The sequence below is a fragment of the Rhodococcus sp. NPDC059969 genome (genome assembly GCF_042738325.1).
Taxonomy (GTDB): Bacteria; Actinomycetota; Actinomycetes; order Mycobacteriales; family Mycobacteriaceae; genus Rhodococcus_F.
This window is the reverse complement of record NZ_JBHWUF010000004.1, coordinates 224,223-248,579: the sequence shown is the minus strand read 5'-3', so window position 1 is coordinate 248,579 and position 24,357 is coordinate 224,223. Positions and strand designations below refer to the sequence as shown.

22 protein-coding genes and 1 pseudogene are annotated in these 24,357 nt (G+C 63.2%); 14 read left to right on the top strand and 9 right to left on the bottom strand.

Annotation, left to right across the window (positions count from 1 at the left end):
- Position 1: 1 nt before the first annotated feature.
- From ACFWAD_RS14945 to ACFWAD_RS14925, 5 genes are all read right to left on the bottom strand, one after another.
- Positions 2-1,402 (bottom strand): condensation domain-containing protein, encoded by a 1,401-nt coding sequence (locus ACFWAD_RS14945; RefSeq protein WP_378544958.1) that lies wholly within the window; start codon positions 1,400-1,402, stop codon positions 2-4.
- 4 nt (positions 1,403-1,406) lie between these two features.
- Positions 1,407-1,823, bottom strand: coding sequence for a SufE family protein (locus tag ACFWAD_RS14940; protein WP_317553297.1), 417 nt, complete (start codon positions 1,821-1,823; stop codon positions 1,407-1,409).
- Positions 1,820-2,725, bottom strand: a complete 906-nt coding sequence (locus ACFWAD_RS14935) for a sulfurtransferase (RefSeq protein ID WP_378544955.1) — start codon at positions 2,723-2,725, stop codon at positions 1,820-1,822. Before ACFWAD_RS14935 ends, ACFWAD_RS14940 begins: the two co-directional genes overlap by 4 nt.
- A 118-nt stretch (positions 2,726-2,843) precedes the next feature.
- Positions 2,844-4,307, bottom strand: coding sequence for a condensation domain-containing protein (locus ACFWAD_RS14930; protein WP_378544952.1), 1,464 nt, complete (start codon positions 4,305-4,307; stop codon positions 2,844-2,846).
- The gene (locus ACFWAD_RS14925; RefSeq protein WP_378544949.1) at positions 4,307-5,800 is read right to left on the bottom strand and encodes a condensation domain-containing protein; all 1,494 of its coding nucleotides are present in this window, start codon (positions 5,798-5,800) and stop codon (positions 4,307-4,309) included. Before ACFWAD_RS14925 ends, ACFWAD_RS14930 begins: the two co-directional genes overlap by 1 nt.
- A gap of 149 nt (positions 5,801-5,949) precedes the next feature.
- On the opposite strand from ACFWAD_RS14925, the gene ACFWAD_RS14920 reads away from it, so the two are divergent.
- The gene (locus ACFWAD_RS14920; RefSeq protein WP_378544946.1) at positions 5,950-7,647 is read left to right on the top strand and encodes an MFS transporter; all 1,698 of its coding nucleotides are present in this window, start codon (positions 5,950-5,952) and stop codon (positions 7,645-7,647) included.
- A 62-nt stretch (positions 7,648-7,709) separates the two neighbouring features.
- Positions 7,710-9,024, top strand: a pseudogene (locus ACFWAD_RS14915) (DUF222 domain-containing protein).
- 123 nt (positions 9,025-9,147) lie between these two features.
- On the opposite strand, the gene ACFWAD_RS14910 reads toward ACFWAD_RS14915, so the two are convergent.
- From ACFWAD_RS14910 to ACFWAD_RS14900, 3 genes are read right to left on the bottom strand one after another with little or no spacing between them, the layout of a single operon-like run.
- Positions 9,148-9,789: a Maf family protein gene (locus tag ACFWAD_RS14910; protein ID WP_378544943.1), complete on the bottom strand. Its 642-nt coding sequence runs from the start codon at positions 9,787-9,789 to the stop codon at positions 9,148-9,150.
- Between the two features lie 18 nt (positions 9,790-9,807).
- Entirely contained in the window at positions 9,808-10,149 is a 342-nt protein-coding gene (locus ACFWAD_RS14905) for an acyl-CoA carboxylase subunit epsilon (protein WP_230812517.1), read from the bottom strand.
- Positions 10,146-11,786, bottom strand: coding sequence for an acyl-CoA carboxylase subunit beta (locus ACFWAD_RS14900; protein ID WP_378544939.1), 1,641 nt, complete (start codon positions 11,784-11,786; stop codon positions 10,146-10,148). The genes ACFWAD_RS14905 and ACFWAD_RS14900 overlap by 4 nt, the downstream gene beginning before the upstream one ends.
- Positions 11,787-11,901: 115 nt before the next feature.
- On the opposite strand from ACFWAD_RS14900, the gene ACFWAD_RS14895 reads away from it, so the two are divergent.
- From ACFWAD_RS14895 to ACFWAD_RS14875, 5 genes are all read left to right on the top strand, one after another.
- Positions 11,902-12,756, top strand: a complete 855-nt coding sequence (locus ACFWAD_RS14895) for a biotin--[acetyl-CoA-carboxylase] ligase (protein ID WP_378447640.1) — start codon at positions 11,902-11,904, stop codon at positions 12,754-12,756.
- 117 nt (positions 12,757-12,873) lie between these two features.
- Complete coding sequence (locus ACFWAD_RS14890) at positions 12,874-13,449, top strand: HdeD family acid-resistance protein (RefSeq protein ID WP_230812521.1); 576 nt, start codon at positions 12,874-12,876, stop codon at positions 13,447-13,449.
- A 74-nt stretch (positions 13,450-13,523) separates the two neighbouring features.
- The gene (locus ACFWAD_RS14885; protein ID WP_317825425.1) at positions 13,524-14,090 is read left to right on the top strand and encodes a PH domain-containing protein; all 567 of its coding nucleotides are present in this window, start codon (positions 13,524-13,526) and stop codon (positions 14,088-14,090) included.
- Between the two features lie 37 nt (positions 14,091-14,127).
- Positions 14,128-14,808: a response regulator transcription factor gene (locus tag ACFWAD_RS14880; RefSeq protein ID WP_003940916.1), complete on the top strand. Its 681-nt coding sequence runs from the start codon at positions 14,128-14,130 to the stop codon at positions 14,806-14,808.
- 26 nt (positions 14,809-14,834) lie between these two features.
- Positions 14,835-16,157, top strand: coding sequence for a HAMP domain-containing sensor histidine kinase (locus ACFWAD_RS14875; protein ID WP_283303545.1), 1,323 nt, complete (start codon positions 14,835-14,837; stop codon positions 16,155-16,157).
- A gap of 8 nt (positions 16,158-16,165) precedes the next feature.
- Here the strand turns inward: ACFWAD_RS14875 and ACFWAD_RS14870 are convergent, their stop codons facing one another.
- Positions 16,166-16,747 (bottom strand): GtrA family protein, encoded by a 582-nt coding sequence (locus tag ACFWAD_RS14870; protein WP_378544935.1) that lies wholly within the window; start codon positions 16,745-16,747, stop codon positions 16,166-16,168.
- A gap of 191 nt (positions 16,748-16,938) precedes the next feature.
- On the opposite strand from ACFWAD_RS14870, the gene ACFWAD_RS14865 reads away from it, so the two are divergent.
- The 7 genes from ACFWAD_RS14865 to ACFWAD_RS14835 all read left to right on the top strand — a co-directional run bounded on the left by ACFWAD_RS14865 (position 16,939) and on the right by ACFWAD_RS14835 (position 24,356).
- The gene (locus ACFWAD_RS14865) at positions 16,939-18,138 is read left to right on the top strand and encodes a 5-(carboxyamino)imidazole ribonucleotide synthase (RefSeq protein ID WP_378447830.1); all 1,200 of its coding nucleotides are present in this window, start codon (positions 16,939-16,941) and stop codon (positions 18,136-18,138) included.
- Positions 18,122-18,634 carry a 5-(carboxyamino)imidazole ribonucleotide mutase gene (gene purE, locus ACFWAD_RS14860; RefSeq protein ID WP_039973205.1) on the top strand — a complete coding sequence of 171 codons (513 nt, stop codon included), beginning with the start codon at positions 18,122-18,124 and terminating at the stop codon, positions 18,632-18,634. Before ACFWAD_RS14865 ends, purE begins: the two co-directional genes overlap by 17 nt.
- A 7-nt stretch (positions 18,635-18,641) precedes the next feature.
- A complete protein-coding gene (locus tag ACFWAD_RS14855) occupies positions 18,642-19,019 on the top strand; it encodes a hypothetical protein (RefSeq protein ID WP_378544932.1) in 378 nt (125 codons plus the stop codon).
- 41 nt (positions 19,020-19,060) lie between these two features.
- On the top strand, positions 19,061-20,248 hold the full coding sequence (locus ACFWAD_RS14850; protein WP_347872076.1) for a sensor histidine kinase: 1,188 nt from the start codon (positions 19,061-19,063) through the stop codon (positions 20,246-20,248).
- Between the two features lie 35 nt (positions 20,249-20,283).
- Complete coding sequence (locus tag ACFWAD_RS14845; protein WP_378534088.1) at positions 20,284-20,976, top strand: response regulator; 693 nt, start codon at positions 20,284-20,286, stop codon at positions 20,974-20,976.
- A 135-nt stretch (positions 20,977-21,111) separates the two neighbouring features.
- Entirely contained in the window at positions 21,112-21,909 is a 798-nt protein-coding gene (locus ACFWAD_RS14840) for an ABC transporter ATP-binding protein (RefSeq protein ID WP_378544929.1), read from the top strand.
- Positions 21,906-24,356 (top strand): ABC transporter permease, encoded by a 2,451-nt coding sequence (locus ACFWAD_RS14835; protein ID WP_378544926.1) that lies wholly within the window; start codon positions 21,906-21,908, stop codon positions 24,354-24,356. Before ACFWAD_RS14840 ends, ACFWAD_RS14835 begins: the two co-directional genes overlap by 4 nt.
- Position 24,357 lies beyond the last annotated feature (1 nt).

Sequence of the window (24,357 nt, the reverse complement as noted above, 5' to 3'; positions counted from 1 at the left end):
CTTAGGAAACGGTTTCGAAAACTACCGATGAGTAGCTGTCGGGGGTGCCGGTGTCCGGTTCGGTGACGATTTCTTCGACGGTCCGGCGCAGTGCGGCCACGTAGGCGTGGACCGCGGCATTCGCCGTCTCGTTGCCTGGGTACCTGACTGCGAGGTTGAGGCCCTGGGGTGTGCGGTTGATCCAGATGTAGACGTCGTGCGTGTATGCCTTGCTTCGGAGTGCTCTGGCGTTCCACTCGGGCCATTGAGCGGCCTCGGGTACAAAGCGAACGTCCATGTAGGACACCACGAATCGCGGTCGGATGGGCGTTCCGAGGTGCTCGCCGATCCGATCGAACGGGACAGCGGCGGCAGGCTTGACCGAAGCGATCGAGTCGGCGGCGCGCTTCGCGAGGTCGCCGAACGAACAGTCCGATCCGACCACGAATTCGACTGGGCACAGTCCGACGAACCAGCCGAGCGCACCCGCCCATTCCTGGGCGCTACGGGTGTGAACCGGCGTCACGACCTCGAATCGATCGGCAGCCGCGACTTCACGACCCACGGCGGCAAGGCCGCCGAGCAGTCCGGCGAAATACCCCACGCCAGAGGCTGCGCACGTAGAACTGAAGGCCTTGGACTGGTCGGCGTCGAGAAGCCAGGTCGACAAGCCGTTCTGAGATTCGTTTCCACGTTCACCGATCGGTAGCGGGAACTGGGGTAATCCGTCACTGCCGAGCGCGCCGCGCCAGATCTCGACCGCAGCCTTTTCGGCCTCCATGTCGGCCATCTGCTCGCGTTCGACGGCACCGAAATCGACGTAGCTGCCCACGGGGAACAGATTCGCCGCACTGCCGGTCGTCGCCTCGCGGTACAGCGCTGCGATCTCGTGAGCGACGAGCACGATGGAAAACCCGTCGATGATCGAATGGTCCGCTGCGAAGAACACGGTGAACGGACCGTCGCCACCGCGCGGCGTCAACGTCGCGAAGACGTACGACGGCCAACTGTGCGGCGACGCGTAGTCGTCGAACAGGCGGTGAAGGTGATCGAAGTTGTCCTGGCTGGACGCGTCGTAGCCGTGGCTGACGACCCCGATGTCGATGCCGCCGATCGGGACGGTGTGCCGGGTGATCTCGCCGCTCGAGGGTTCGAGGACGGTATGCGAGCGCAGAACTTCATGACGGTCGATCCACCGGCCGAGTGCAACTCGGAAGGCGTCGACGTCGAGCGGGCCGGAAATCTCGAAAGCTGTTCCCAGCCAAGACTTGTCGCCTGCGCCGGCAGCGGAACGGTTGAGATGTGCCTCGTGAATGTAGGAGACGGGCCGCGGATCCGGAACCCAGGGCCCGGTTGCGCACGGCAACCATTCGACGAGTGCGCCGGCCGGAATCGCATAGTCGGCCAGTTCGGTGAACTCCATGTTTTCAGCCCCGCAAGTGCCGCTTGATGCGCGCGAGCATGGCCGACATTCCGCGCAGACGGAGCGGGCTCACAGCTTCTGCGAGACCGAGTGCCGAATAGAAGTCGTCGGGTACACCGAGAATCTCGTCGGCGCTGTGACCGTCGAGCCCCTGCGCGAGGATCGATGCGAAACCACGCGTGGTGGGAGCCTCGGGGGGAGCGCTGAAGTACAGGCGAACGTTGTCGCGGTCCGAATCGTCGACCGAGAGGAACAGCGGCGACTGGCATTCGGGGACCGGCTCCATCGCGCTCTGTTCGAGCTCCGCCGGCAACGGCGGCAGTTCTCGGCTGAACTCGAGGAGAAGGGTGAGCTTGTCCGAGGCTCCGACGGCTGCGAAGTCTTCGACGATTTCGGCCAGAGCCGAAGGTAGAGCGCTCATGACGCCGATACGGAGGAAGGAACGGCGCCGGGCTGTTCGCCCTGGACGATCGGGACGCGCACGGCATTGCCCCACTCGGTCCAGGAACCGTCGTAGTTCCGAACATTCGGGTAGCCGAGGAGATGGGTCAACACGAACCAGGTGTGACTGGAACGCTCACCGATGCGGCAGTACGCGACGATGTCGTCGTCGGCGGACAGGTCGCCGTAGATCTCGCCGAGTTCCGCGCGGGTGCGGAAGCGGCTGTCCGGGGCCGCTGCCTTCGCCCAGGGAATGCTGAGAGCGCTGGGGATGTGTCCACCGCGCAACGCACCCTCTTCGGGGTAGTCGGGCATGTGGGTGCGCTCGCCGGTGTACTCCTGCGGAGATCGCACGTCGATGAGCGGCCCGTCGCCCAAGTGTGCGAGGACGTCGTCCTTGAATGCGCGAATGGGAGCGTCGTTGCGCTCGACGACCGGGTAATCGGTCGACGTGATGTCGGGAACGTCGAAAGCGGTGTCGCGGTTCTCGGCGATCCACGCATCGCGGCCACCGTCGAGCAGGCGGACGTCCTCGTGGCCGAACAGGGTGAAGACCCACAGTGCGTACGCGGCCCACCAGTTGCTCTTGTCGCCGTAGATGACCACGGTGTCGTCGCGGCTGATGCCCTTGCGGTTCATCAACTCCGCGAACTTTGCGCCGTCGATGTAGTCGCGGGTGACCGGATCGTTGAGGTCGAGATGCCAGTCGATCTTGACGGCACCGGGGATGTGGCCGACGTCGTACAACAACACGTCTTCATCGGATTCGACGACCTTGAGACCCGGCGCACCGAGATTCGCCGAGAGCCATTCCGTCGAGACCAACCGGTCGGGATGCGCGAACTCGGCAAACGCGGTGGAGGGATCGGGGGCAACGGGCACGGGCGTACTCCTGAAGACGAATCGTTCGGTTCGAACACGGACTTGATCGATTCTATGCGCTGTGCGCAAGGCGAGACGCCTGGAAGCAGGTTCTGCCTGCTCGTACCCGTTGCCGAAACTAAATTCTCGGTGTTCCTGCTCCGACGCTCGAATCTCTCAATTGTTCGGTGACACTTCCGATCGGCGTCACGCCCCGGGCGCAGACCTCTCTCAGAATCCGGTCGAGTTCGGTGAGGAAATTCACCATGGTTTCGTTTGCGGTGTCGGTGTCCGGGAAGCGAGAGCGCAGCGAGAGACCGCGGTTCGTCCGCGAAATCCAGAACTGGGCATCGTCGGCGACCGTCACGTTGCTGATGTGATGAGCATTGAGGAGATCGTGATCGTCGGTGCCGGGAAGTTTGCGGTAGTCGATGTACGACACCATGAAGACGTCGGTGCGCGTGCGTCGAATCTTGTCGCCCAAAGCATCTCGGACCTGAGCCATGGTGACGCCTTCGAGCGTCAACGCAACTCGGAACGACGCGTGCGTATGTGCAAGGGATGCACCGAAATCCGTATCGGGAGTGATCTGCACCGTGATCGGCGCACTCGTGGTGAGCCAACCGATCGCGTCGGCCCATCGCGGATCTTTGCGGATGTGGAGCGGGAATTGCAGCGGAAGTGTCGACTGCCCAGTGTACGAGTGAACGGAAAGGCCCATCGCAGTGAGGATTCCGGTGAAAACGCTACCGCCGGCGGAGAGGCAGATCTCGTCGAACGTCGCCGTCAATTCCTCGTCGAGCAGCACGCGCACATCGGCGCCCTGCGGCGCGGGCTTTCCTCCTTCGACGCCGAGATCCAAGGGGAAGCTCGGCGATGTACCGCCGCAGATCTCGTAGAACCTGGCCCACTCGCGGATTCGGGGGTCGTTGTCGACGGGAAGCAGAGCGTCGGCCTCCAATTCGCAGTACCGCACGAAACTTCCCGGGTCACCCAGCCGGTTCATCACTGCGTCGACGGCCTCGCGGTCGCCGAGTTCGGGGAGGACGATCAGTCCCTCGTAGATCTGTCGCAGTTCCCCGAGGGCGATGACCAACGAATAGCCGTCGACGAGTGTGTGATCGAACGCGCTCAGAACCGTGTAGTGCTCTTCGCGTTCGACCGTGGCAAACGTGTAGGCAGGGAAGGTCAGGGGATCGCACACCGTCGTGAATCGCTTCTTGAGGTGCGCTCGTAGTTCTTCGGTGGAATCGAATTTCAGAGGCTCGGAAGTCTCGATGTGTGTGCCGTCAGGGTCGAGTCCCATTCGGGTGGTGGTGAACTCGCCCACCTCGAATCCCGTGTGCAGCGTGTCATGGCGACTGATGAACAGGCGCAGTGCGAGATCGAGTGCCGGCCGATTCAGTTCGCCGGGAAGGTCGAATGCGGCTGCCATCCACACACTCCGGCCCATGCCGTGTGTTCGCGCAGTTTCGAGATGAAAATGCTGGTTGTACGACGGTGGTACCTCCGACTCCGTGACGGCGCCGTCAGCGGGTTGGAGCGACCATTCGGTGACGATTCCGGGCTCGAGTCCGTATCGATCGATCGAGGTGACATGCATCAGGACACTCCCTCTGGTGCGGAGAACGAGTAGTCGCCCTGAGCTGCAACAGTTTTGATGATGTTGGAGACGTGCTCGGCGAAGCGGGTGGCCGACTCGTGGGCAATGGGGGTGTCGGGGTGTGACACGGCGATCCACGTACCGGTGTGCATCCGGTTGATCCACATCGACGCGATCTGAGTCTCTTTGCCGCCGACGATTCCCGTTGCCTTCGTCTCGACGTAACTGTATGGATCCGGCATGCGTCGACCGTCGATGTACGAGACGATCGGCGGCGGGGTGAGCGTTTTCGACAGTCCGCCGGGAGCGGAATCCGAGTCGGCCAAGCTCGACAGAACCAGGTCGATGACTTGCTGCACAGAGACATCGAGCAGTGCCTTGCCGTCGTGGTAACCCTGCTGCCCGACTTTCGCCAACTCGGTGAAACGTCGTTTGTCGTCGACGTCGATGCCGACGGGGATCAGATTGATGTACCAACCCTGCGCAAACGAGTCGGCCTCGGTTCGCGTGCTGACCGGCGAGAGAGCGATGTACTTGTCGCGCCCGGCCAGTTCGAATTCCGCGATCGCGAGGGCGGTGAAAATTCCGCCGATGAAGTTGGCGCCGTTGGCTTTACAAATCGCACCGAATTTTTCGCACTCGGTGTCGTCGGCCAGGTCGAATCGCGAACCGATAGCCGGTTTGGGGGCGTCGTCGGCGCCGAGCGGGAGGGGAAATCCGGGGAACGAGCCGCCGCTGCGCATGAGGTAACCGAGCCACTGGTGTACTTCGGGTGACTGCATCGTCAGCTCGGTTGTCCGTGCTTGCTCGACTCGGCCGAACTGCGCGTAACTTCCCGCAGGGCCTAGCTCGGGATGTGTCCCGGTCGTTTCCGCTGCATACAGCTGACGCAATTCTGCGTACATCAGGACCATCGAGTTCATGTCCGAGTGAGCGTGGTCGACGGCGTGAAACAGGGTGAAACTCGGCTCGGCTTCCGTGTGCGTGTGATCGTGCTCGACGGCGCCGAAAACGAATGCCGGCCACTGCAGCGCGCTGGTTTCCGTGGCGAATTTGGTGGCGACGAGCGCGCGAATCGCCTCGGCTTCGGAGACGTCGTCGCCGATGCGGTACTCGAGTTCGATGCTCTCGACCGGCACGACGTGTCGACGGACCTCGAACGAGGTGTCCGCTGCGTCGGTGGTGGCCTCGTCGAAGGAGAACCAGCTGTGCAGTGTGTCGTGGCGTCGGACGTATCGCTGCAGGGCTCGCGTCATGGCGTCGCGGTCGAGGGTTCCGGCGAAATCGAAGGCGATACCGATCCACGGAGACTGAGGATCGCCCTTTTCTGCGGTGACGCGGGCGCGTCGCAGGTGGCGATCCTGCATCGTGGTCGGGGGTAGTTCTCGGTCGATCTCGGCTTCGGCGGCTCGCTGAGCGGAAGCATGCGTGACGCCCCATTCGATTACCCGTCCAGGAAGCGGGTGCCAATGGGTGATCAAGTTCAGATCCATCGAGTAGAACTCCTGCGTGTGTCGTCGAGAAGCCTGCTCTGAAAATGGGCAGACGACGAACTATCCCATCTGCGGGACTGAATTGTCCGAAATACTACAATCTAAACAAGAACAGGTTCTAGAAGGGTCGTGTCGATTAGGATCATTCGGTGCTTCCGGACCCTTTAGGTGACGCTGTCGGCGCCGACCACAAGGGCGGACGGCGATCAACTTCTCTGACGCCCTGGCTCGGTTTGGCCACGAGTCTGGCGGCGGCGTTCATGCAGTTGCTCGACGCAACCATCGTCAATGTCGCGCTACCGAGCATCGCCGTCGATCTTCAAGCCGGCGTCTCAGCGCAGTTGCTCATGGTCAGTGTGTACATCCTGGCCTTCGCGTGTTCCTTGATCACCGCGGCCCGGCTGGGGGACCTGTTCGGTCGCAGGGTTGTGTTTCTGACCGCCCTGTCCGTATTCGTCGCAGCCTCGTTGCTGTGCGGGCTTGCTCAGAGCGCGACGATGTTGATCGTCTTCCGCGGCCTGCAAGGGCTGGCGGCCGGTTCGATGTCGGCGCAGACGTTTGCCATCATCTCGGGTCTGTTCCCGAAGGCGAGGCATCCGCGGGTGTTCGGGATCTACGGAGCGACGATAGGGCTGGCAACGGTCAGTGGACCCCTGGTCGGCGGGCTGCTCATCGAATGGAATCTCTTCGACTGGGGTTGGCGGCTGATCTTTTTCGTCAACGTCCCCATCGGTATCGCCGCCTTGATCCTCGGGTTCTTCCATCTCGTCGATGCTCGCGCCGAGCATGTGCGCTCACTCGACCTGATCGGCGCTGCGCTGTCGTCGCTGGCGCTGTTCCTGCTGATCCTTCCCCTGGCCGAGGGGAGGGCGCGTGGATGGCCGGCAGGGCTGGTGGTGATGCTCGCGATGTCTGTGCCGGTGGCATTGGCCTTTGTGCTCTACGAATCGCGTCTGGGGAAACGAGGCGGCGATCCCGTCCTTCGTCTCGAGCTTTTCCGCGACCGAGCCTTTGCCATCGGTGCGATTCTTGCCTTCGTGTTCTTCGGGACCTTGACTTCGCTAATCTTCACCATCAGCTTGACGCTCCAGTTCGGATTCGGATTCTCCGCGCTGAGAGCGGGAGTGATGACCCTGCCGTGGGCCGTCGGCATGGGTGTGGCGGCAGTTCTCTCATCGGCGGTGTACCGGATGCTCGGAAACCGTGTCCTGATTCTGGGGATGGTGGTTTTTGCCGGCTCGCTGATCGCATTGTCGGTCATCCTCGAACACGAGGGAACTGATCCGCGCTGGCTGGCGCTCGCCGGGCCACTGCTTCTGGGAGGCGCTGGGCTGGGACTGTTCGTGGCACCTCTGCAAACCGCGATCCTCGCGACGGTCGAGCCGGCGCACGCAGGTTCGGTGTCCGGGCTTCTCCCGACCGTTCAGCAGGTCGGTAGCTCCATCGGACTGGCATTGATCGGCGTGGTGTTCTTCTCGCTCGTGGCAGGGCAGGCTCCGCAAGCGGTGCAGGGGGAGCGGCCTGAATACGTTGCATACCTCGAAGCGGCCGGCGTGGCCCCTGGTCTCGTCGACATCGCAGAAAAGGCCTTTGTCGATTGTGCGACAAGTCAATTGGCATCGGGAACACCGATGGAGGTGGCGCCGCAATGTCGCCGCGACGGCTCCGCTGGTGCCGGGGGTCAATCCGTTCAGGTAGCAGTTGATGCCGCGTACGCATCCACTCGGGCCGCTGCCGGCGAAGCGTTTCTCGAAGCTCAGCGCCGTGTACTCGCGATCATCGCAGCAATTGCGCTCGGCATCGGATTGGCGTCGACTGCCCTACCTCGGGTCAATTCGCCAGTCTGAGAATTTGCCCTTGACTCGAACGGGTGTTCGAGTATCCTGTGTGTAGGGGATCGGGGGATTCTATGAGTGTCTTGTCATCGGAAGTGGTGTCGGGTTCTGCGGTGGGGTTACGCGGACGCCTGTGGCAGTTGTCTGCTGCCGAGTTGCGTAAGGCTGCTATCGAGGCGAGTGCGGAGATTCTGCGGCTGGAAGCCGTTCGGGTGGCGGTGGTCGACGAACTGGCGATGCGCCCCGATGATCAGGTGATCGCCAGCCGCGGAGTTGGGTCATGGTTGGCGGCGAACACGATGCTGCAGGTTCGGGACGGGAAGAAGATCGCCGCCCTGGGCGCCGCGCTGCGCCCGTTCCCGGCCGTGGCGGCAGGCTTCGATGATGGGGATTGCTCGTTCGATCACGCCGTCTTGATCGTCGCGTTCTGTGAATCCCCGCCGAAGGGGATGCCGGAGGAAGGGGATGCCGGAGGAAGCAATGCCACGCTGCATCGATTTGTTGTTGGCGGCTGCGTCGGGGGTGGAGGCGACGACGACGAAGGTGCGGCACGTGATCGCGACGTTGGAGCGCGTTTTCGAATCCGATGAGATTCCGCCGGCCGAAGATGTGGATCGCAACGAGCTCCGCATCGCTTCGACCTTGAACGGTCGGGTGGTGGTGCGCGGGGATTTCGACGCTCTCACCGGCGAAATGTTGCTGTCGGCGTTGTCGAACCTGACGATGCCGACCCCAGCACCGGACGGAACCCCCGACGCCCGGTCCGCAGCAAAGCGGACCGCGGACGGGTTCACCGAACTGATCCGCCGATATCTGGACTGCGCCAAGACCGGAACCGATGGTGGTCAACGACCGCATGTGAACGTGCACATCAACGCCCGTGATTTGGCTGAGCATCGGGATTGTGCCGCCGCGCCTTCTGATGGTGAAGAGTCTCCGTCGGATCTTGATGTCGGGCACATGCCATGGTTGGGACCGCTGTCGGTGTCTCAGACGAGGTTGTTGGGGTGTGATTGTTTCCTCTCGACCGTCCTGCTGGACGCTCACGGCGCGCCGTTGGATGCGAGACCCGGAAAACGGTTGGTCAACGCCGAACAGAGAGTGGCGTTGATTGCCCGCGACAAGGGCTGCGCGTTCCCAGGGTGTTCATGCGTACCGGCGTGGACCGATGCGCACCACATCCGGCACTGGGCTAACGGTGGTCCGACGGTGATGAACAACCTTGTCCTACTGTGCCGTTCACATCACCGCTTGATGCACCGGAAATCGGGGTTCGTCGGCAAGTGGGAAATCCGGATCGGCGTCGACAACAAACCGTGGTTCATCCCGCCGCTCTCCATCGACCCCGGGCAGCACCCGCGGCCGGCGAACACCACCTTCAAAACCTGAAGTCGCAAACCTCTTCAGGGACAACAAAAAGACCAGCTTCGCATCGGCATGGACCCGATGCGAAGCTGGTCAGTGGTGCTTGGAGAAAACGTGTTTGGGGAAAACGGGCTTGGAGAAAACGCGTCAGAAGATGCTCTGCGTACGCCAGAGATCCGAGACGGAAACTCCAACGCGCTCGAGAAGTGTTCGCACCAAAGGTAATCCGATACCGATGACGCTCGAGGGATCGCCCTCGATCCTCTCCACGAACCAGCCGCCGAGACTGTCGAGGGTGAATGCTCCGGCAACTTGGAGCGGCTCGCCCGTTGCCAGGTATGCCTCGAGGTCCTCGGTGGAAGGTTGCGCAAAATGAACGACCGTTGCGCTGTGATCCGAGGCCATGCGAACGATGCGCCCGTCGGCCACGCGCAGGACACAGTGCCCGGTCAAGAGGGTGGCGCTGCGACCGGCCATTGCAGCCCATCGCTTTCGGGCGATATCGACGCTGCCCGGCTTACCTTGAAGCTGCCCGTCGATCAGGAGCATCGAATCGCACCCGACAACCACGACGTCGGTGAGATTGTCGGCGGCGAGGCCGGGGACGATTTCGGCGGCCTTGGCTTCGGCCAACACCGTCACGACTTTTTCGGGAGCGGCGTCGGGGCCGAGGTTGTCGGCAATCTTGTCCTCGTCGACACCGGAGACACGGACAAGCGGCGAAACCCCGGCCGCCCGCAGAACTGCGAGGCGTGCCCGGGACGCGGAAGCTAGAACCAGTTGAGTCACGTCAGCAGATACTGATTGTCAGCTGCGACGGATCGCGGGGTTCAGGTACGCGTACGGCGAGAACGGCGCACGCGTGCGGTGGAACTGAGTCGGATCGCCCCAGGTCTCCGCGGGAACATTGGACTCGGGAGCCTGACCGCTGCCGGCAGCTGCAGCGAGCACGCTGACCAGTGCCGCGATCTCGACGTCGGTGGGCGAACCCTTGACGATCTTGATGACCGATGCGTCGGAGGTCGACGTCTCGGTCAGCTCGGTGAGCGAAACGTCCGTCGCGCTTCCCTCGACGACTGCACCGTTGGTCGGTGCAGTCTCCGCCAGTGCGACATCTTCGCTGAGAATGTCCTCGGTGGTTGCGGTCATAGGGGAATGTTCCCATGCTTCTTGGGCGGAAGGGAAACGGCCTTGCGCTCGAGCAGTCGCAATGCGGAAACGATTTGTCCGCGGGTGTGCGACGGGGGAATGACTGCGTCGACGTATCCGCGCTCAGCGGCGACGTACGGGTTGACGAGTGTGTCCTCGTACTCGTTCTGCAGCTTGAGGCGCAATGCATCGACATCTTCGCCGTTCTTGGCGGCTTCGAGAAGCTGCTTGCGGTAGACGAATCCGACTGCTCCGGATGCACCCATGACGGCGATCTGAGCGGTGGGCCATGCCAGGTTGACGTCGGCGCCCATGTGCTTGGAGCCCATGACGTCGTACGCTCCGCCGTACGCCTTGCGGGTGATGACCGTGATCTTGCCGACCGTTGCTTCGCCGTACGCGTAGAGGAGCTTCGCGCCGCGGCGGATGATGCCGTTGTATTCCTGCTCGGTTCCGGGGAGGAAGCCGGGAACGTCGACGAGGGTGATGATCGGGACGTTGAACGCGTCGCAGGTGCGCACGAAGCGAGCGGCCTTCTCGGACGCGTCGATGTCGAGGCAGCCGGCGAACTGGGTGGGCTGGTTGGCGACGATGCCGACCGAGCGTCCGTCGACGCGACCGAAACCGACGATGATGTTCATCGCGCGCTCGGCCTGGACCTCGAGGAACTCGTCGTCGTCGAGGATGCGACGGATGACCTCGTGCATGTCGTACGGCTGGTTGGCCGAATCCGGGATGAGGGTGTCGAGTTCGATGTCCTCGGCGGTCAGGCTTTCTTCGATCGAACCGACGATGGGGTCGGTGATCTCGCCGCGGGGAGCTGCTGCCTGGTTGTTGGACGGCAGGTAGCTGAGCAGGTCCTTGACGTAGTCGAGTGCGTCCTGCTCGCCGGAAGCGACGTAGTGGGCGACACCGGACTTGACCATGTGGGTGCGAGCACCGCCGAGGTCTTCCATCGTGACGTCTTCACCGGTGACCGTCTTGATGACGTCGGGGCCGGTGACGAACATCTGGGAGGTCTCGTCGACCATGACGACGAAGTCGGTCAGCGCGGGGGAGTAGACGTGGCCGCCGGCGGCGGGTCCCATGATCAGTGAGATCTGGGGGATGACACCCGAGGCCTGGACGTTGCGGTGGAAGATCTCGCCGTAGAGACCGAGCGAGACGACGCCTTCCTGGATGCGCGCGCCTGCACCTTCGTTGATGCCGACGAGGGGGCGACCGGTGCGGATCGCGAGGTCCATGACCTTGACGATCTTCTCACCGTAGATTTCGCCGAGCGATCCGCCGAAGACGGTGGCGTCCTGCGAGAAGACACAGACGTCGCGGCCGTCGATGGTGCCGTAACCGGTGACGACGCCGTCGCCGACCGGGCGGTTGTCAGCGAGACCGAAGTTCACACTTCGGTGCCGTGCCAGTGCGTCGAGTTCGACGAAGGAGCCCTCGTCGAGGAGGGCGGTGATGCGCTCGCGGGCGGTCAGCTTGCCTTTGGCGTGCACCTTGTCGATGGCGGCTTCGCCGCTCGGTGCCTGCGCCTGGGCTTGGCGATTCCGCAGGTCCGCGAGCTTTCCCGCGGTCGTGTGGATATCGGGTGCGGCCGCCGCCTCCGGCGCGTTCGGCTCTTGGACAGTGGTCATGGACGTGAGCTTAACGAGAGTGTGTGGGGGGCTTCGAAGGCAGGTCCGATTGTCGCGGTTTCGCGGGCTCAAGCTACTGACCAGTACATTCTCGCCGTCGTCATAGGCTGGGGCAATGTGGACCGACTTGAACCGACCGCCCCTCGACGGCAATGCCCTACGCCGCGCACTCGTGCGCAGCGACAACGACGACGCGCGCGTTTTCTGGAACCGCCTCGACGTGGTCGCGGAGACCGGTTCGACGAACGCGGATCTCCTTGCGCGAGCGGCAGATCCGGATGCCGACCGTCATGTTCTGATCGCCGAATATCAGGCGAGTGCGCGCGGCCGGCATTCGCGCACTTGGGTGAGTCCGCCCCAAGCGCAGATCTCGATGTCGGTTCTGTTGTCGATGCCCGGAATGAATCTCGCAGACATGGGCTGGCTCCCGCTGCTGTCGGGAATCGCGGTCGTCGATGCATTGCGCAACGTGGCGGAAGTGCCCGCAGAACTCAAGTGGCCGAACGACGTTCTCATCGGTGACAAGAAGGTGGCCGGAATTCTGGCCGAGGTGGCAAGGACGGCGCCCGATCCCGCGGTGGTGGTGGGCATCGGACTGAACGTGAGCTTGGGTGTCGAGGAACTGCCCGTCCCGACCGCCACATCGCTCCTGATCGAAGAAGCATCGACCGTCGACCGTGACACCCTCGTTCGAGCAATCGCCCGTGAGTTGGCGACGCAATTCCGTGCTTGGGAATCATCGAAATGGGATACATCTGTGTTGGCTGCCGAGTACCGGCAGCGCTGCGGGACGCTGGGTAAACGAGTCCGCGCGGTTTTGCCGGGCGACAAGGAGGTGTTCGGTATCGCGACCGACGTCGACACTTCCGGCCGCGTCGTCATCGAAATCGAGGGAGCAGAAGGAGAGACCTTTGCGGTCGCAGCGGGTGACATCACACACCTTCGGGCCGCCCCGGTAACCGAATCGTGAGCCTTGCCGGATTTTCTGGCACCAAAGTGCTAATTTTTGGCCCGGACCTGTTTCGAACCAACCGTCCGTCCTTCATTTCACTCGACTGCGGGATTTACTTAGCTGCCTAGGGGCGTCATGACCACACCGATCGTTGTTCCGACCGAAGCCGAGACGGCCGAGAGCGCCCGCCGCGTACTCACCGGCGTGACGGTGCTGCTCGGTGTCCTCACCTTGGGCCTGGGTATCGCGGTACTCGCGTGGCCGGACGCCACCCTGTTCGTGGTGGCGGTTGTCATTGCGATTCAGCTGTTCGGATTCGGACTCGTCCAGATCATCCGTTCGTTCGCGGACGTGACGGCTACGGGTGGAACCCGGACGTTGGTCGCGATCTCCGGAGCGTTGGCAGTGCTCCTCGGATTCCTCGTTCTCCGAAGCCCTTTGCAGACCGTGGTCCTGATCGCATTGGTGATCGGCGCGTGGTGGGTATTCCGAGGCGTGCTCGACCTGGTCGATGCGGCATCCGGCCACACGGTTGATCGCGGGCTCTCGATAGTGCTCGGAGTCATCAGCATCGTCGCCGGCGCAATCGTCCTGTTGCAGCCGGAACTTTCACTCGACGTTTTCCGCATCGTGGTCGGTGTGTGGATGGTGCTGTACGGCATCATCATCGTCGTGACCCCGCTGGTGCTGCGAAAGATCGCGCAGCCCTGAGCGTCCGCCCGAAAGTCGGTGTGCCTGAAAGTCGGTGTGCCTGAAAGTCGGTGCGGGATGGCAGACTTCCCGTCATGGGATATCCCGAAGACGCCCTCGCTCAGGACGAGGAACTGATACTGCATCGCCATCCTCATTGGAAGATGTTGGTGCTTCCGGCGCTGACGTTCGTGCTTGCCACGGCCGTCGCCGGGTTCTTGTTGGGCCTCGCTCAGACGAGATTGGACGGCACGGCTCGGGCCGTGTCGTCCATCGCCGTCGGAATCGTCTGGCTCGCCGTCGTGGCGTGGAGATCGATTGCGCCGTTCACGGTCTGGAAGTTCACGCATTTCATCGTCACCGATCGACGTGTACTCATCCGCCACGGAGTGCTCACGCACACCGGTATCGACATTCCCATGGGGCGGATCAGCAATGTTCAGTTCCGCCACGGCCTGATCGATCGAATGCTCAAGACCGGAACTCTGGTCATCGCTTCTGCTAGTGACGATCCGCTCGAGTTCGACGACATTCCGGACGTCGAGCACGTTCACGCCCTGCTGTATCACCAGGTTTTCGATTCCACGCAGCAGCCACCACCGCCTCCGCCACAGCGGCCGCCAGGTGAAAACGACGACCCGAACGATCGAAATGGCTGGTAATCAACGTGCAAAGGCGTGTTGTCCGTAGTCTGTTCGTGTGACTGCCGTATTGCTAGCCGAAGACGACGAGGCCATTGCTGCACCCCTCTCCCGCGCATTGGGGCGTGAAGGGTATTCGGTGACGGTCGAACCGACCGGACCCGCTGCGTTGCAGCAGGCGCTCGAAGGTGATTTCGATCTGCTGATTCTCGATCTCGGCCTTCCCGGTATGGACGGCCTCGAAGTGTGTCGACAGATTCGTGCGCATCGCACCTCGCTCGCCGTGCTGATGCTGACCGCCAGGACCGACGAAGTCGACTTCGTGGTCGGCCTGGACGCCGGCGCTGACGACTACGTCAGTAAGCCGTTTCGTCTCGCCGAGTTGATGGCACGTGTGCGAGCACTCTTGCGTCGCCACGGTGGCCGCGAGGACACGATCGTCGAGGTCGGTGGCATCAGGCTCGAGCCGGCGGCGCGTCGCGTACTCGTCAACGGCTCCGAAATCGCCTTGGCCAACAAGGAATACGAACTTCTGCGAGTCCTCCTCGAGCATGCCGGGGAAGTAGTCTCGCGCGATACGATCCTTCGCGAGGTGTGGGGCGACGTCGAGCTACGTGGATCGAAGACACTCGACATGCACATGTCGTGGCTGCGCCGAAAGATCGGTGACGAAGGCCCGGCCGTGGAACGCAGAATCGCCACCGTCCGCGGTGTCGGTTTCCGAATCAACACCGATTAGCTTCTCGAGAATCAGGAACTGCCGGCATGCGGCGTCGCATATTGCAGTCGATTCTCGCTGTCGTGATCATGACGGCGTTGCTGCTGGGGGTTCCGCTGATCTACACGGCGTGGCTCTGGGTGGAGGACGTCACGCGGAGTGATCTCCGGGTGCGACTCGACCGGATGGCCGCCGAGGTCATTGCGCAAGAGGGGACCAACGGACTCGTCGAAGGTGCGTTGAACACCGATTCGCTCAAGGTCCTCACTCCCAACGACGGGCGCCTGGTTGTCGTGTATCCGACTGCCGTCGACGGAGCTGCGCGTGTCGACGTCGGCGAGGCGACGGTCAAGAACGCGCTCGTCGAATCGCTCGCGATGGGCACCTCCGGCTCGTTGCGCCTCGAGGTGCCGTCGGAGAACCTGCGCACCCAGCAGAAGCAGGCGGTGATGGCGGTCGGCGTACTTGTGCTTCTGTCCATCACGGCAGGCACCGTGGTCGCCGTGGTCACTGCGCGTCGGCTTGCCGATCCGCTGCAGGATGTAGCAGACAGGGCGGCGCGCCTCGCCGAAGGTGACTTCCGTCCAGATCCTCGTCGGCACGACATCCCCGAACTCGACCGCGTTTCCGACGTCCTCGACGCGGCAACCGTGGAGATCTCCGTGCGGCTGCAACGAGAGCGCGCGCTGGTCGCGGACGTGTCGCATCAACTGCGCAGTCGACTGACCGCGGTGCGGCTGCGCCTGGACGAGTTGTCCGTTCACGAAGATCCTGACGTTGTGAACGAGGCAGAGGAAGCCATGGCTCAAGTCGACAGGCTCACCGACGGAATCGACGATCTGATTCGCTCGTCGCGTACCAGCGGGTCATCGGCGAGTTTGGTGTCGGTAGTCGGCGAGCTGGAACAGGTGACCCGCGACTGGCAGGCTCAGTTCGACGGAGAGGGGCGCAGGCTCCGCCTACGAGGCGATCGCACGGTGATGGCCGCGACCACCGGTTCGCGTCTGCGTGAAGCTGTTTCCGTTCTGGTCGACAACTCGTTCGAACACGGTGAAGGCACATGCACGGTGTCTGTCCGATTGATCGACGGTGCCGGGCGCAGTTCGTCTCGTCGTGACTCGATGGTGTGCGTCGAGGTCACCGACGAGGGCGCCGGCGTGGAGAACGATCTTGCGCCCCATATCTTCGACAGAGGGTTCTCGGGGGCAGGGTCCACCGGCGTCGGGTTGGCGCTCGCACGCGCTCTGATCGAAGCCGACGGGGGTCGATTGGAACTGCAGCGGCGTAAGCCTGCCCTGTTCGCGGTCTTCCTGCCGGTGGCCAACACTGCTCCGCCCGCGGACGTCGTTCCGCACCGCGAACCGCGTTGACCGAAAACTCAGGAGTGCCCGAGCTCCTCTTCGGCCTCAGGAATAATCGGGTCAGGCGCTGTGGTTTCGGACAATCCTGTGGTGTCGGACAGTTCGAGCGGTTCGGGATTCTCGTCGGGAAACACGAACTTGCGGAAGGCCCAGAATCGGAACGCCATCTGCAGCAAGTTTCCGATGACGTACGCACTGATGAAGTCGGCAATGTTCTCCGTCGCCAAGCTCACTTCGGGTACGCGCAGGTTGAAGACGTAGCTGGAGATGTACAGCGGGATGAAGCTGATGACCACACCGATGGCGCTGATGATGAAGAACAGCGCAGCTTCGTGCGCTGGTTCACGGCCGCCGCGGTTCTTGAACGACCACTCGCGGTTGAGAATGTACGACGCGATGACCGCGACGACGCCGGCGATGATCTTGGCCGTGATCGGCTTGGATTCGAGGATCGACAGCTTGAGTGTGTAGAAGATGCCGGAGTCGATCAGGAAGGTCGTGCCGCCGACGATCGCGAATTTGATCAGCTCGCTGTGACGCAGAGCGATGTCACGAAACGGTTGGGGTATGCGGGCAATGACCCCGTCGACAAATGGCACAACAGATGAGTTTACGAAACGAAACCGCTTTACCACCAATTTGCCGCGGAATCATCAGCAGAATCACAGATTGGGAACGCTGAATGAACGGGCGAACGCGGCACATGACAACATAGAGAGCCGTGACCGGCAACAACGATCCCGCGCAGATCCCCGCCCGACCGACCACCCCTCGACCGGCAAAAGCATCCATGCCCGTCGTCACCATGATCGGTGGCGGACAGTTGGCCAGGATGACGCACCAGGCGGCGGTGGCCCTGGGCCAGACGCTCCGAGTGCTCTCCGGGACCGCGGACGAACCGGCGGCTCAGGTCAGTCCCGACGTCGTATTGGGAAGCCACACCGACCTCGATGCTCTCCGCCGTGCAGCGGTCGGTTCCAATGCACTCACCTTCGACCACGAGCACGTGCCGACCGAGCACCTCGAGGTTCTTGTTGCCGAAGGCGTGAACGTTCAGCCGCCGCCGCAGGCTCTGATCTTCGCTCAGGACAAACTGCTCATGCGTCGCAAACTTGCCGAACTGGGCGCACCCGTACCCGCGTACGCCGAAGTGACGTGGGCGGAAGACGTCGTGCGTTTCGGCTCCGAACACGGTTGGCCGCTCGTCATCAAGGCAACACGCGGAGGCTACGACGGCCGCGGCGTCTGGATCACCGACGATCAGGACGAAGCAGAAGCCATCGTCACTGAGCAGCTCAACAAGGGTGTTCCGCTGATCGTCGAGGAAATGGTCTCGATGCGTCGGGAGCTGTCCGCCATGGTGGCGCGGTCGCCGTTCGGGCAGGGCGCTACGTGGCCGGTCGTGGAAACGGTTCAGCGCAACGGCCAGTGCGCTGTCGTGATCGCACCTGCCCCCGAGCTTTCGAGTGCCGTTGCCGAGGAAGCCGAACAGTTGGCGCTGCGCATCGCGTCGGAGCTCGGTGTGGTCGGCTCGATGGCCGTCGAACTGTTCGAGACGACCGACGGCACTCTCGTGGTCAACGAGTTGGCGATGCGCCCGCACAACTCCGGCCACTGGACGATGGACGGCGCCCGCACCTCTCAGTTCGAGCAGCACCTGCGCGCGGTTCTCGACTACCCGCTCGGCGATACGTCGCCGATCGCGCCGGTCACCGTGATGGCCAACGTTCTCGGTGCGCCGGAAGCTCCCGAGATGACGATGGACGAGCGTGTCCATCACCTGTTCGCGCGGATGCCTGACGCAAAGATCCACCTGTACGGCAAGGGTGAGCGCAAGGATCGCAAGATCGGACACGTCAACATCGTGGGCGGCGCCGGATCCATCGACGATCCGAATTACGTTGCCGCAGTTCGGGAACGCGCCGAGCGCGCAGCACATTGGCTTTCGTACGCAGTTTGGACCGACGGATGGGATGTACACGGTGAGTGAGAGCGCGCAGGTCGGCCTGATCATGGGCAGCGATTCGGATTGGCCGACCATGGAAGCTGCAGCCGAAGCTCTTGCGGAGTTCGGTATCCGCTTCGAGGTCGGTGTCGTCTCGGCGCACCGCACGCCTCAGCGGATGCTCGACTACGCCAAGGAAGCTTCCGGCCGCGGAATCAAGGTCATCATCGCCGGTGCCGGCGGCGCCGCGCATCTTCCGGGCATGGTTGCCTCGGCTACGCCGTTGCCCGTCATCGGTGTTCCGGTGCCGCTCAAGTACCTCGACGGTATGGATTCTCTGCTCTCGATCGTCCAGATGCCGGCCGGCGTCCCGGTGGCGACAGTGTCGATCGGTGGCGCTCGCAACGCCGGTCTGCTGGCTGCTCGGATTCTCGGTGCTTCGGATCCCGCACTGCAGCAGCGGATGGTGGCGTTCCAGGAGAGCCTTGAGTCGATGGTCCTCGACAAGGACAAGGCGCTCCGCGAAAAACTGCTGGGCTGATCTTCTCGTGTGTGCACGACGCGGGCTGCCGCTGATCCGAGCGAGTCGGGGCACCGCGCAGTCCGCGTTCGTCACCCGCGTCGCCCTGCTGTACGCCGGGATTCTCGGCGCGGACATCAGCTTCGACGACGAGTCCGGAATCTTTGTCGCCTCCGGACTGCGCCGCGGGTTCGCCAGAGGCGGAACAACTCTCGGTGGTGTATATCTCACCCAGCGGAACACGACTCGATCCGTCCTTCGGCACGAGGCCGTTCACGCAGACCAATGGGCCAGGTACGGAATCGCATTCGGGTTGTTGTACCTCCGTGAGGAACTGCGTCACAGGGGGCCGCGGAACCGATTCGAAATCGAGGCCGGACTCGAAGACGGCGGTTACCGCACCTGAGTTGAAGTTGCCGAAGCTGAGTAAAAGCTACTGTTGGCGGCATGGCTCGTTTTCCGACTAGTGAGCGCTTCGTCCGTTGGAGCGCGGATCATGCTCGCGGTGTGGACATCTGCATTGCGACGGTTGCCGCACTGTTCAGCGTTGTCGTTGCGGTCGAGGCGAGTCCGCTTGCGGTGTTCATCTCGCTGGGCATGACCGTTCCGCTGGCATGGCGACGCTCACGGCCGGAACTCTCCGGCATGGTCATCGCGGCGTTCGCGGTTCTGCACGTGATCGTCATCGGCAATACGCTGCTCGCGTCCGCCGTCGTAGTTCCCATCTCTCTGTACGCACTTGCTGCTTACGGCGCACGGTGGAGTTCTCTCACAGGCCTGGTGCTTGCGTTGCTCGGCTCGATTGCCGGGACCGTTCGATACTTCGGCTACGACGGAATCCCCGTGTCCTCGCAGGTCATGCAGTCCGTTGCCGTCATGATCTTCATGCTCGCGGTCTGGGCGTTCGGTGATCTGCGCCGAGTGCGCACCAAGCAACTGGAAGGTCTGACCGAGCGTGCTCGGCTTCTCGAACTCGAGCGTGCGCAGGAAGCGGAGATCGCGACGATCAGCGAACGGTCGAGGATTGCGCGCGAGATGCACGACATCGTCGCCCACTCGTTGACGGTCGTCATCGCCCAAGCCGACGGCGGACGCTACAGTGCGGCCAAAGATCCTCAGGCTGCAATTCAGGCACTCGAAACCATCGCCTCCACCGGGCGCCAGGCGTTGACCGACATGCGATCGCTTCTGTCAGTCCTGCGTGAGGACACACCACGCGATTTCTCGGTGATCCCGGGTGCCGGCGACATCGACAGTCTCTTCCACGAGTTGCGCAGCAGCGGACTCGATATCACCGTCAGTGTCAGCGGGGAACCGCGTGAACTCTCCGCCGGCGCGGGGTTGACGGCGTACCGCATCGTTCAGGAATCGCTGACGAACGTTCTCAAGCACGCCGGGCCGGGAGCTCAGGCGAGCGTCGAGATGACGTGGAGTGACACCGAACTCGTTCTCGGTATCACCGACGACGGACGAGGCGGCAGCGCCGCGCTGGTCGAATCGTCACCAGGCGGACAGGGACTGATCGGGATGGCCGAGCGAGCCAAACTGCACGGAGGCAAAGTAACCGCCGGACCGAAATCGGGCGGCGGATACAGCGTCCGGGCCGTCCTGCCGTACGAACGAACGTCTGGGTAGGTCTTGAAACGTCCGAAGGTCTTAAGGTGAGTGGCATGGACGAAAACGAGGCTCCGATCGCAGTGGCACTGATCGACGATCAGCAGCTGGTCCGCGCAGGTTTTCGAATGGTCATCGACTCACAGCCGGATCTGTCGGTGGTGGTCGAGGCTTCGGACGGTCAGCAGGCGTTGACCGAGTTGGCCGCCCGTCATGTAGACGTTGTCCTGATGGATGTCCAGATGCCGAAGATGGACGGCATCGAGGCGACTCGTCGGCTCCTGGCCGACCCCGATGCGCCGAAGGTCGTGGTGCTCACCACCTTCGACAACGACGAGTACGTGATGTCGGCCATCAGGGCGGGCGCCAGCGGATTCCTGCTCAAGGACGTGCCACCGGAGCAGTTGCTCGACGCCATCCGCACCGTGCACCGCGGGGACGCGGTGATCGAAGCCCGGGCCACTCGGCGACTGCTACAACACGTCGGACCGCTCCTGGAAGGCTCGGCGCCCGAAGCGCAGTTGCCCGAAGAGTTGACACCGCGCGAGGTCGAGGTGCTCGAGGCCATGGCGTACGGGCTGTCCAATTCGGAGATCGCCGCGAAATTCCACGTCTCTGAGACGACAGTGAAAACCCATGTCGGACGGGTTCTTTCGAAGACCCATTCACGTGATCGTGTGCAGGCAGTCGTCTTCGCTTTCCAGGTCGGACTTGTCCGGCGCGCTGATCTCCTCGGTACCGAGGGCTGACGAGCAGCTCTGTTCAGTCCTACCCCGGGATGACTCCGGGCTTTCCAAGATCGCCCCGCGCTCCGACGCGGAGACCACTTGCGCTGCAATAACGTCGATTCCGTCATAGCGAGAAGCTTTACGGAGGGCAAAAGAATGCATGCGCACACCACGACGGAACCAGCCGAAGTGTCGGCGATCACTGCCCGCGGCGTCACCAAGGTGTACGGCACCGGTGAGACCACGGTGCACGCGCTCGGCGGAGTCGACGTGGACTTCGGGCGCGAGCGCTTCACCGCGATCATGGGCCCGTCCGGCTCCGGAAAGTCGACGCTCATGCACTGCCTTGCCGGACTCGACACGGTCTCGGGTGGGCAGGTTTTCCTGGGCGACACCGAGGTCACGAAACTCGGCGACACCGAACTCACCGAACTGCGGCGCGAGCGAATCGGGTTCGTCTTCCAGGCGTTCAACCTGCTACCGGTGCTCACTGCTCGGGAAAACATGCTGCTGCCGATGAAGTTGGCGGGCAGTGAACCCTCGCCCGAGTGGATGGACGAGGTGATCGGCAAGCTGGGCCTGTCGCAGCGTCTCGATCACCTGCCGCACGAGTTGTCGGGCGGTCAGCAGCAACGCGTAGCCGTCGCCCGCGCACTACTGCCGCAGCCCGACGTGATCTTTGCCGACGAGCCCACCGGCAACCTGGATTCCCGTTCCGGGACAGAGGTTCTGGGTCTCTTGCGCACCAGTGTCCGGGAGACCGGTCAGACCGTCGTCATGGTGACGCACGATCCGGTGGCGGCGTCGTACGCGGACCGCGTCGTGTTGATCGCAGACGGGCGCATTGCCGGCGAGATCGACGCTCCCACTGTCGACTCGGTGATCGGTGCCATGCGAGCCCTCGGTGCCGACGACCTGGCCGATGTTCCCGTAGCTTCGGGCGCACTGCGATGAAGGGTCTGGCGTTTGCCCAGGCGCGGGCGCATGCCGGGCGCTATGTGGCGTCGATACTTGCCGTGGTGATCGCGGTCGGATACATCGTCGCGACTTTGACATTGAGCTCGACGGTTGACGCGAGTGTGAGTAAATCACTTGCGTCGCAATACGAAACCACGGACGTTGTCGCCTCCGGTCCAGGCGTGACGGAAGCCTTGCTGAGCGCAGTGCCGGGTGTCTCGGCGGTGGCCGAGGACGTGTCGACGTACGTTCGTGTCGATTCCGAGGCGAAGGGTGCGTCCTACGGGGACGCGCTCTCGATCGCCGACAACCCCGAATTGCGTTGGGAGAAGCTGTCGGAGGGTTCGCTCCCTGTCGGTCTCGGTCAGGCGTTGGTGAGTGCGGACTCCGGTATACCGGTGGGTGCCCGAATCACTGTCACGGCACGGGATTCGACGGTCGCTGCCGCTGCACCTACTGCGCAGGTTGTCGGACTGGTCGATCTCTCCGGTTCGGCGCAGCGCCTGGGCGGGATGAAAGTGTTCACCACTGCCGAGCAAGTGAGCGCGTGGGCCGGAGACAGTGCCGAACGTGAATTCCGCGTAGCCGGTGACGGCTCTCGCTCGCAGCAGCAGTTGGTGGATTCGGTTGAGAGCGCGTTGCCTGCGGACTCCACGGTGCTGACCGGCGAAGAAGCTACCGACAACGCGGCAGCGAAGTACATGGGCGGCACCAAGATCCTCAGCACGGTACTGCTCGCCTTCGGCGCTATCGCCGTTGTTGTTGCCGCGCTGGTGATCGCCAATACGTTTGCCGTGCTCCTCGCGGCGCGCACTCAGGAACTCGCGTTGCTCCGATGCGTCGGCGCCACGGCCAAGCAGGTTCGCCGGAGCATTCGCAGCGAAGCCGCGGCGGTCGGCGTGATCGCCTCGGTGATCGGCGTCGGGCTCGGTATCGGACTCGCCTGGGCGATCGGTCGCGTGGCCACGGCTGCGGATGTGCCGGTTCCACTTTCGTCACTCAGCGTCACTCCGTTGACCGTGGTGGTCGGCCTTGCGGTCGGCATCGTGATGACGTTGCTCGCTGCATCTGCGCCCGGTCGGGCGGCAACGAGGCTGTCCCCGTTGGCAGCACTGCAGCCGATGGAGTCCAAGCCCGAGAGCGTTCAGGTATCGGTGGTCCGACGGGTTCTCGGCATAGTGATCCTGCTCGCGGGCATCGCGATGACCGTCTTGGGCGTGACGAATCAGCAGGTGCTGGCGGCAACCGCCGGTGGACTGTTCTCGTTCCTGGGGATTGCAGCCCTGTCCGGTCGAATCGTGCCTGCACTGATCAATGCAGCCGGCGGAGTGTTGGCGAGGGTGATCGGTCCCGTGGGCAGCCTGGCAGCAGGCAACGCCGGCCGGAATCCACGCCGGACCTCGGCAACTGCCACGGCGCTGCTGATCGGCGTCGCCTTGACGAGCACGCTCGTCGTGGGAATCGCGACGGTCAAGGAAGCTGCACCCGCGGCGATGGACAGCCAATTCCCTGTCGACGTGATGGTGAGCAGTTCCGGTTCGGCGCCCCTTCCGGCCGGTTTGGGGACCGACATCGCCGCCGTCAACGGGGTCGGCGCAGTGAGCGGTCTGGAAAAAGCCGAGCTGACGATCGACGGGCGCGGCTCGTTGGCCGGATTCGGTGTCGACGCTGCCCAGGTGAAAGATGTTCTGCGTACCGAGATCTCGGCACCTGCTGCCGGTCAACTGGTGCTCTCTCCGGCCGATCTGAGCGGATACAACCTCTCGGCGGGCGATACGGCAACGGTGCGCGGGGATCGCGGCGCCGTGAACGTCAGCGTGATCGAAGGGGTGAAAGGTCAACCAGCACTGCTGGATCGAGGAGATCTCGGTGTAGCGGCCTCCGCGCCCACCACCGATTCGTACTGGGTCAGGTTGGGCACGGACACTGACGAACAGGCTTTGGCCACCACCGACCGCATCACCGAACTCGCACGCCAGGAAGCTCCGGGCAGCGAAGTTCAGGGAATGACCGAAATGCGTTCGGCCCTCGATTCGATCCTCGACACCATGCTCATGGTGGTTGCCGGGTTGCTGTCGGTAGCGGTGTTGATCGCCTTGATCGGCGTCGGAAACACCATGGCGTTGTCCGTTCTCGAACGGCGCCGCGAATCCGGACTGCTTCGCGCACTCGGACTGACCAGGAAGGGAATTCGAGCCATGTTGATCTGGGAAGCACTGCTGGTGGCAGGAGTTGCATCGGTGATCGGAGTGCTGTTCGGGATGGTGTTCGGTGTAGCCGGTACCGCATCGGTGTTCGGGATCGAGGACGTCGCCCTCAGCGCAGTCCCGTGGGTGCAGTTGGTGGCCATCGTGTTGATCGGCGGAATCTGCGGCGTGATCGCGTCACTGCTCCCCGCTCGGCGGGCGGGATTGGTCTCGCCGGTGACAGCTCTCGCGAGCTGAC